This window comes from Microcystis sp. M49636_WE2 (genome assembly GCF_030065375.1).
Lineage (GTDB): Bacteria > Cyanobacteriota > Cyanobacteriia > Cyanobacteriales > Microcystaceae > Microcystis > Microcystis aeruginosa_C.
Map to the genome: position 1 here is coordinate 1 of NZ_JASJFG010000366.1, position 6,223 is coordinate 6,223.

General features: G+C 45.9%; 10 protein-coding genes and 1 pseudogene. 5 read left to right on the forward strand and 6 right to left on the reverse strand.

Annotated elements, in window-relative coordinates:
• The 3 genes from PX484_RS08685 to PX484_RS08695 form a co-directional block, all read right to left on the reverse strand.
• Positions 1-192: pyruvate kinase (locus tag PX484_RS08685; protein WP_288103488.1), on the reverse strand; the 192-nt coding region annotated here is incomplete at its 3' end.
• 307 nt (positions 193-499) lie between these two features.
• Positions 500-712, reverse strand: a complete 213-nt coding sequence (locus tag PX484_RS08690; RefSeq protein ID WP_002800842.1) for a hypothetical protein — start codon at positions 710-712, stop codon at positions 500-502.
• 139 nt (positions 713-851) lie between these two features.
• The gene (locus tag PX484_RS08695) at positions 852-2,132 is read right to left on the reverse strand and encodes a S8 family serine peptidase (RefSeq protein ID WP_287767252.1); all 1,281 of its coding nucleotides are present in this window, start codon (positions 2,130-2,132) and stop codon (positions 852-854) included.
• Between the two features lie 593 nt (positions 2,133-2,725).
• Between PX484_RS08695 and bchM the strand changes: the two genes are divergently transcribed.
• The 5 genes from bchM (at position 2,726) to PX484_RS08720 (ending at position 5,488) form a co-directional block, all read left to right on the forward strand.
• Positions 2,726-3,418 carry a magnesium protoporphyrin IX methyltransferase gene (gene bchM, locus PX484_RS08700; protein ID WP_151695503.1) on the forward strand — a complete coding sequence of 231 codons (693 nt, stop codon included), beginning with the start codon at positions 2,726-2,728 and terminating at the stop codon, positions 3,416-3,418.
• Positions 3,419-3,421: 3 nt separating this feature from the next.
• Positions 3,422-4,189, forward strand: a complete 768-nt coding sequence (gene panB / locus PX484_RS08705) for a 3-methyl-2-oxobutanoate hydroxymethyltransferase (RefSeq protein WP_002734057.1) — start codon at positions 3,422-3,424, stop codon at positions 4,187-4,189.
• Positions 4,182-4,676: a peptide-methionine (S)-S-oxide reductase MsrA gene (gene msrA / locus PX484_RS08710; protein ID WP_002800848.1), complete on the forward strand. Its 495-nt coding sequence runs from the start codon at positions 4,182-4,184 to the stop codon at positions 4,674-4,676. Before panB ends, msrA begins: the two co-directional genes overlap by 8 nt.
• A 51-nt stretch (positions 4,677-4,727) precedes the next feature.
• On the forward strand, positions 4,728-5,036 hold the full coding sequence (locus tag PX484_RS08715) for a carbon dioxide-concentrating mechanism protein CcmK (protein WP_002782143.1): 309 nt from the start codon (positions 4,728-4,730) through the stop codon (positions 5,034-5,036).
• Positions 5,037-5,140: 104 nt separating this feature from the next.
• On the forward strand, positions 5,141-5,488 hold the full coding sequence (locus PX484_RS08720) for a carbon dioxide-concentrating mechanism protein CcmK (protein ID WP_002733188.1): 348 nt from the start codon (positions 5,141-5,143) through the stop codon (positions 5,486-5,488).
• 67 nt (positions 5,489-5,555) lie between these two features.
• Here PX484_RS08720 and PX484_RS08725 read toward each other — a convergent pair whose 3' ends face one another.
• The 3 genes and pseudogenes from PX484_RS08725 to PX484_RS08735 all read right to left on the reverse strand — a co-directional run.
• Positions 5,556-5,801, reverse strand: coding sequence for a hypothetical protein (locus PX484_RS08725; protein WP_002775412.1), 246 nt, complete (start codon positions 5,799-5,801; stop codon positions 5,556-5,558).
• A 43-nt stretch (positions 5,802-5,844) separates the two neighbouring features.
• Positions 5,845-5,979, reverse strand: a pseudogene (locus PX484_RS08730) (element excision factor XisH family protein); the annotation flags it as partial.
• 31 nt (positions 5,980-6,010) lie between these two features.
• On the reverse strand, positions 6,011-6,223 hold a 213-nt coding region (locus tag PX484_RS08735), incomplete at its 5' end, for a DUF5615 family PIN-like protein (RefSeq protein WP_288103492.1).

The following is a 6,223-nucleotide window of genomic DNA, read 5'->3' on the forward strand; positions in this document are numbered from 1 at the left end:
AGGATTGTCTAATTCTTGAGAAATTTGCCGTAAAAGGGTAACAACTCTCGCATGATCTTCGTAGCTACCGTGGGAAAAGTTTAGCCGCGCTACATTCATCCCCGCACCGATCATCTGCTTGAGGACTTCTGGCGAATTACTGGCAGGGCCGATCGTGGCTACGATCTTAGTTCTATGGTTAATAATTGACATGGAACCCTTACTGATCGATCTTGGGACGATTACATGATATTCAATTTAGGTTAACTAAAAGTGAAGCGGAAAACAAATTAAGCTTTTCCACAGAGTTGCAATCGCTCCCGGTCCACTGCTTCACCGTCAGGAGTCAGTGATCAGTGATCAGATTTGAGTTTTCAATACTATTAAGTGGCAAGTTGGGAGCTTTCTTTTCACTGATTACTGTTTACTGGACGGCTACGCCGTGCCTTTGGCAACACAGCAAAAAAGCTCCAGCGCTCCCCTGGAGTCTTAACGAGTAATTTTTTAGATAGTCAACAGCTTATATCGCCCGCATTTCCTTATCTTCCTCCACATCGAGAACTCCAGGCACTGCCTTTAAAGAGGGGATCAGCGATCGAGGGGCTGAACCGGTAATAATGCCGGAAACCGATAAGATATTATCTACTGTCATACCCAGAAATTGTAAATTATTGGCCACTGTCTGAATATCGGCTAAATGCTGTTCATCGATCGTCACGATAATCTGTTCCATGGCTATTAATAAAAGTAAAAAGATGAGCAGGAGTCAGGAGATGGGAGCGGGGAAGTGGGGAGCAGGGGAAGTGGGGAGAATAAATAAAAATAATCTCCTAACTCCTAACTCCTAACTCCTGACTCCTCAATACTGACTGCTAAGGCGCTTGGACCAGTCCACTGCCCACATCAACGGTGGGAATGGACAGTCGCAAGGCTTTCGAGGTGAGTAACTGCCAGAGTTGCGCCCCGCGCACTCCCGAAGCTTGAGCGTGGAGAGCAGCAATCCCGGCCACATGAGGGGTAGCCATGCTAGTGCCGTTAAAAACGTCGTAACGTCGGGGCATCGGTACAGAAGAATAGATCGCCACCCCGGGGCCGGCGATATCTACGTTAGCACCTTGGGCAGTACCAGAACCACAGGAAAAAGAAGCTAATCGCAGATTACTATTGATCGCCGCCACGGCCATAATTGAGGGACTATTAGCCGGTTGACCCACAGTACCAGGCCGGTGATTGCCGGCCGCCGCGATAATCAAACAACCATTTTGCAGAGCGCGACGACCGATAGTTTCGTAGGCAGTGGAAGGAGTTGGAACTGTATTGCCCAAGGACATAGAAATCACCGCACAGCGACTGGCGATCGCCCATTCCATGCCGGCGAGAATCCAACTTTGGGAGCCACTGCCAGCATTACTGAGAACTTTGCCCGCATAAATGGTGGCTTCGTAGGCGACCCCGTAGCGGCGACCGTTGACATTTTTAAATCCGCAGGCGGTACCGATACAGTGAGTGCCGTGACCGTGACCATCCTGCACCGCTTCTCCTGGTACAAAAGACTGACTTTGGATCGATCGCCCGAAAAAGTCGGGATGCTTTAAATCCATACCCGTATCTAGTACAGCCACATTAATGCCGCGACCAGTGCGACCAAGGGAATTGATTACTTTCGTGGCTTTTAATCCCCAAGTGGATTGGGCATCATCGAGAAAGGCTAGGGCTGCGAGATCCTTATCTCCCGGCTCTTTTTTAGCCTTGGACTGTTCATAAAGATGATTGACGGCATCGCGATAACCCTTGAGGTATTCCGAGGATAAACCCTCCTCGATTGCATAGTAAATTCGTTCGGGTTCGATCGCTAAAATTGCCGAACTTTCCCCCGCTATGTTCATGACACCGCTCAAGGCTAAGTCATCCAGGGAAACCACTGCCACCCCCAAAGTCGGAAAGGTTCCCCCTCCCGCCGCATCTAGTTCTGAACTGTCCATGGCCGAATCGGCAAAGTCCCGGGCATCGGGCAAGGCAGATATCCCCGCCACATCTCGCAGGGCGGCGATTCCTTCCGGGGTTGCTCCATCTTGGAAAGTAACAATATATCGCCCCGTGGTTTCTTCATTTGATGCGGTACTGGGGATGGGAAAACTCGCTTGTCCAGACATAAAAAATACCTCCAAAAAATGGATATTTTAGCTAATACAATCGCGGAAAAATGGCTTAACCACCAGCCTTTTTATCGAAGATTTTTCAATCATCAACCACTGGTCTAACCATCCTTTAATTGTTCAGGATGGTTCGGCAAAAGATGAGTCAGTTAATTACCCACCCTCAAAATGTTCACGGTTTGGGAAACCATTTTCCTAAGTTCACTTCAGTCTCTAAGTGCCGTTGTTTCTGGACTCCAGCCCTGGCGGTGTTAAATTTTTTCTAGTAATTCAGGCTCTGGGAAACAACGGAACTAGGTTAGGGAATCTCAATCAATTTTTTTATGTATTTGGGCTTAAACCGATCATATAAGTTTAAAACCCTCACCTTATATTTAATCGCTATTAAGCTGTGTTTTTTCTCCTGCGATCAGCCTAACATTACCTCAAGGATTTTGGTTAAAAAATTTACAAATCTTTGACAATGCTTGGCAGCACGGGGAAACAAAATAATACTTATGTTCTAACGGCAACCCTGAATGATTCAGTCGGAAAACTGGCTTTCACGGTAGGATAAACTAATAACCATCTCCGCTCGTTTAGATTTCCTTATGACCAACACATTAGACGATAAAGCCATAGTCAAGGACTATTTTAACGCCACGGGATTCGATCGCTGGCGCCGGATTTATGGGGATGGCGAAGTTAACAAAGTACAAAAAGATATTCGCATCGGTCATCAACAGACGATCGATACCGTTATCGGTTGGTTAGAAAGTGATGACAATTTGCCTAATCTCTCGATCTGTGATGCCGGTTGTGGAGTCGGTAGTCTTAGTATTCCCCTCGCTAAAGCGGGCGCAACTATTTTCGCCAGTGATATTTCCGAGAAAATGGTGACAGAAGCCAAGGAAAGAGCGGCCAAAGAGTTAGCAGATACCAGTAAACTCACCTTTGCCGTTCAAGATTTAGAAGCATTAACCGGCCAATATCACACAGTCATCTGTCTTGATGTTCTCATTCACTATCCCACAGAAGAAGCATTAGGCATGATTAAACACTTGGGAACCCTAGCTCAATCCCGTTTAATCCTCAGTTTTGCCCCTAAAACCTGTTTATTAACCATTCTCAAGAAAATTGGTCAATTTTTCCCCGGTCCGAGTAAAACCACTCGCGCTTATCAACACAAGGAAAAAACTATTGTCGCCGCTCTCAACGAAAATGGCTTTAAAATTGAACGGACGAGTATGACTAGCACTCGTTTCTATTTTTCCCGTATCCTCGAAGCTGTCCGCAGTGAATAAAGAATGGCAGTCACCACCAGCAAATTAATCGAGTGGAAACAGCAAAAACGCGCGATTGTCACCCTCACAGCTTGGGATTATCCGATCGCGCGACTGCTCGATCGAGCAGGAATTGATATTATCTTGGTGGGTGATTCCTTAGCTATGACCGCTTTGGGCTATCCTACCACTTTACCGATCACCCTAGAGGCGATGATTCACCATGCAGCGGCCGTGTCTCGCGGGGTAAAACAAGCTTTAGTTGTCTGTGATTTGCCTTTTCTCAGCTATCAGGAAAGTGTCAGTCAGGCAATTCACTCCGCCGGAAGGATGTTAAAGGAAGCGGGAGTACAAGGGGTAAAATTAGAGGGAGGTTATCCCGCTATGATCGAGACGATTAGCCGTTTAACCGAGATAGGCATCCCTGTTATGGGTCATATCGGATTAACTCCCCAGTCAGTCCATCGCTTAGGATACCGTCAGCAGGGAAAAACCCCATCGGATGCACAAAGACTAATCGAGGAAGCTTTAGCCTTGGAGAAAGCGGGAGTATTTGCCCTGGTTTTGGAACATATTCCCGCCAATTTAGCCGCTACTATTACCGATAAATTGACTATCCCGACGATTGGTATCGGTGCGGGGGAAGATTGTGATGGTCAGGTGTTAGTAACGGCGGATATCCTAGGATTAACCGAAAAAGCTCCCCCTTTTGCCAAAGTTTATGCTAATTTAAGCGAGACAATTACAAAAGCAGTTGTAGAATTTGCCAAGGATGTGAGGAGAAATGAATAACGGCGAAAAAGCCACCTTTGGGGCCGGCTGTTTTTGGAAAACCGAGGACGCATTTCGGCGTTTACCAGGGGTTTTAGCGACTTCTGTGGGTTATATGGGGGGAAATTTTCCCAATCCTAGTTATCTCGATGTGTTATCGCGAATTACCGGTCATGCGGAAGTGGCACAAATTGAATATAATCCCCAAGAAATAAGCTACGAGGCGTTATTAGCTGTTTTTTGGTCAATCCATGATCCGACTCAGTTAAATCGCCAAGGACCGGACCGGGGAGAACAATATCGATCGATTATTTTTTATCACACCCCGGAACAAAAGTTAATCGCCACTGCTTCCAAGCGTCAACTACAACTATCGGCAAAGTTTCAGCAAGATATCGTTACTTTGATCGAACCCGCAGGAGATTATTATCTGGCCGATCAGTCCCATCAACAGTATTTAGAGAAAAAACAGGCTCGATCGGTCGGGGATTTGCAGAAGAAAATATAAAGACAGGTTCGGGGTATAATGTAAAGTTGCTTTCGCAGGAGATCAGGAAAAATGCCCGAGGCGGTCGGAGTCATTCAAACGTTGGGTTTTCCCCCCGTTTTAGCGGCGGCGGATGCCATGGTTAAAGGGGGACGAGTCACCCTAGTTTATTTTGATCTAGCGGAAAGGGGCGAATTTTTAGTGGCGATTCGCGGTCCGATTTCCGAGGTTAAACCGGCAGTAGAGGCAGGATTAGCGGCGGCGATGACCGCTTTTGGTGGCAATGTGGTCAGTCATTACATCGTACCGAATCCTCCAGAAAATGTACTGGCGGTTTTACCAGTGCAGCATACGGCTAAGTCAGACCGTTTTCGCAGTTAATTTCCCTAGCGATTTGCCCCAAACTAGACTATAGTTAAAGACTGGAAAATAGATTGGATTCTATCAATTGAACTTATCTGATTTTTGTTATTAGGAGTTAATTTATGACAGCCCAACCCGCGGTGGGATCGATCGAGACCAAAGGTTTCCCCGGTATTCTAGCGGCCGCCGATGCGATGGTAAAAGCAGGACGGATCACGATTGTTGGTTATTTAAGGGCAGGAAGCGCCCGTTTTACCCTCAATATTCGTGGGGATGTACAGGAGGTAAAAACCGCTATGGCTGCCGGCATTGAAGCCGTCAATAAAACCGAGGGGGCAGCTTTAGAAACCTGGGTAATTATTCCCCGTCCTCACGATAACGTGGTGGCTATTTTACCGATCGATTATAGCGAGGCAGTGGAACCTTTTCGCGCCGCCGCCGACGGTGCGATGGCACCAATCCGTCGTTAATCTTCAAGGTCAATTTTTTGTTACTGGTTGGAACTTGTCTAGTTCCAACTTAGTTTTTAATGATGATTTAAGTTTTAGTTAAAAAACCGAATTTGATAATTGCTGCAACAGTTGCACCGATAACAGTGACTATCAAAGCCCATATTTGAGCCGTTGCCCTTTCTTTCAAGTCTTTGACATCTTCTTTGAGTTGGGAAACTTCGGCCTCTATTTTCGGTAATACTTCTAGTTTTGTTTCGATTCGCTCTAACCGATTGTCAAGTTTAGCGAGAATATCTTTTAAGTCAGTTTCAATGATAATAGGGTTACTCATGGGGAGATTCTTCTTTTGGGGACTAGGGGGTATCAATTTGTGTTAACAGTTCCTCTGCTAGATCAATAAACAAGTCTTTTTTGCCAATTTTAAGACTTAAGGGATCATCGGTAACTATCCAGCCATCTTTGATTAGGGCGTGTTTTACACAATCATGGAAAATATCTTTGGCAGGCATTGTTTTATGATTCGGCGATCGCGTTATTTAGTCAGTGAGCAATAGTCTCGATTAGGTTGGGACGGATAGAGGGGAATTTTTCTGACTTGAAGCAACGTGCTAGTTGATTGATTCTTAAAAAATCAGTATCTTGAGTAAAAATCACGCGACCATTGGATAAAGCAAATTGCAATTGTACTTCATCAGATACCCCCAATAAATTTTCTTCTGGAGTGGTAGTAACATCAAGGCCTCGCTGGCGCAA

Bases quoted from the DNA above. Each gene is read 5' to 3' on its own strand.
- PX484_RS08690 (WP_002800842.1), bottom strand. From the start codon at position 712: ATGGAACAGATTATCGTGACGATCGATGAACAGCATTTAGCCGATATT.
- PX484_RS08695 (WP_287767252.1), bottom strand. From the start codon at position 2,132: ATGTCTGGACAAGCGAGTTTTCCCATCCCCAGTACCGCATCAAATGAA.
- bchM (WP_151695503.1), top strand. From the start codon at position 2,726: ATGACCAACACATTAGACGATAAAGCCATAGTCAAGGACTATTTTAAC.
- panB (WP_002734057.1), top strand. From the start codon at position 3,422: ATGGCAGTCACCACCAGCAAATTAATCGAGTGGAAACAGCAAAAACGC.
- msrA (WP_002800848.1), top strand. From the start codon at position 4,182: ATGAATAACGGCGAAAAAGCCACCTTTGGGGCCGGCTGTTTTTGGAAA.
- PX484_RS08715 (WP_002782143.1), top strand. From the start codon at position 4,728: ATGCCCGAGGCGGTCGGAGTCATTCAAACGTTGGGTTTTCCCCCCGTT.
- PX484_RS08720 (WP_002733188.1), top strand. From the start codon at position 5,141: ATGACAGCCCAACCCGCGGTGGGATCGATCGAGACCAAAGGTTTCCCC.
- PX484_RS08725 (WP_002775412.1), bottom strand. From the start codon at position 5,801: ATGAGTAACCCTATTATCATTGAAACTGACTTAAAAGATATTCTCGCT.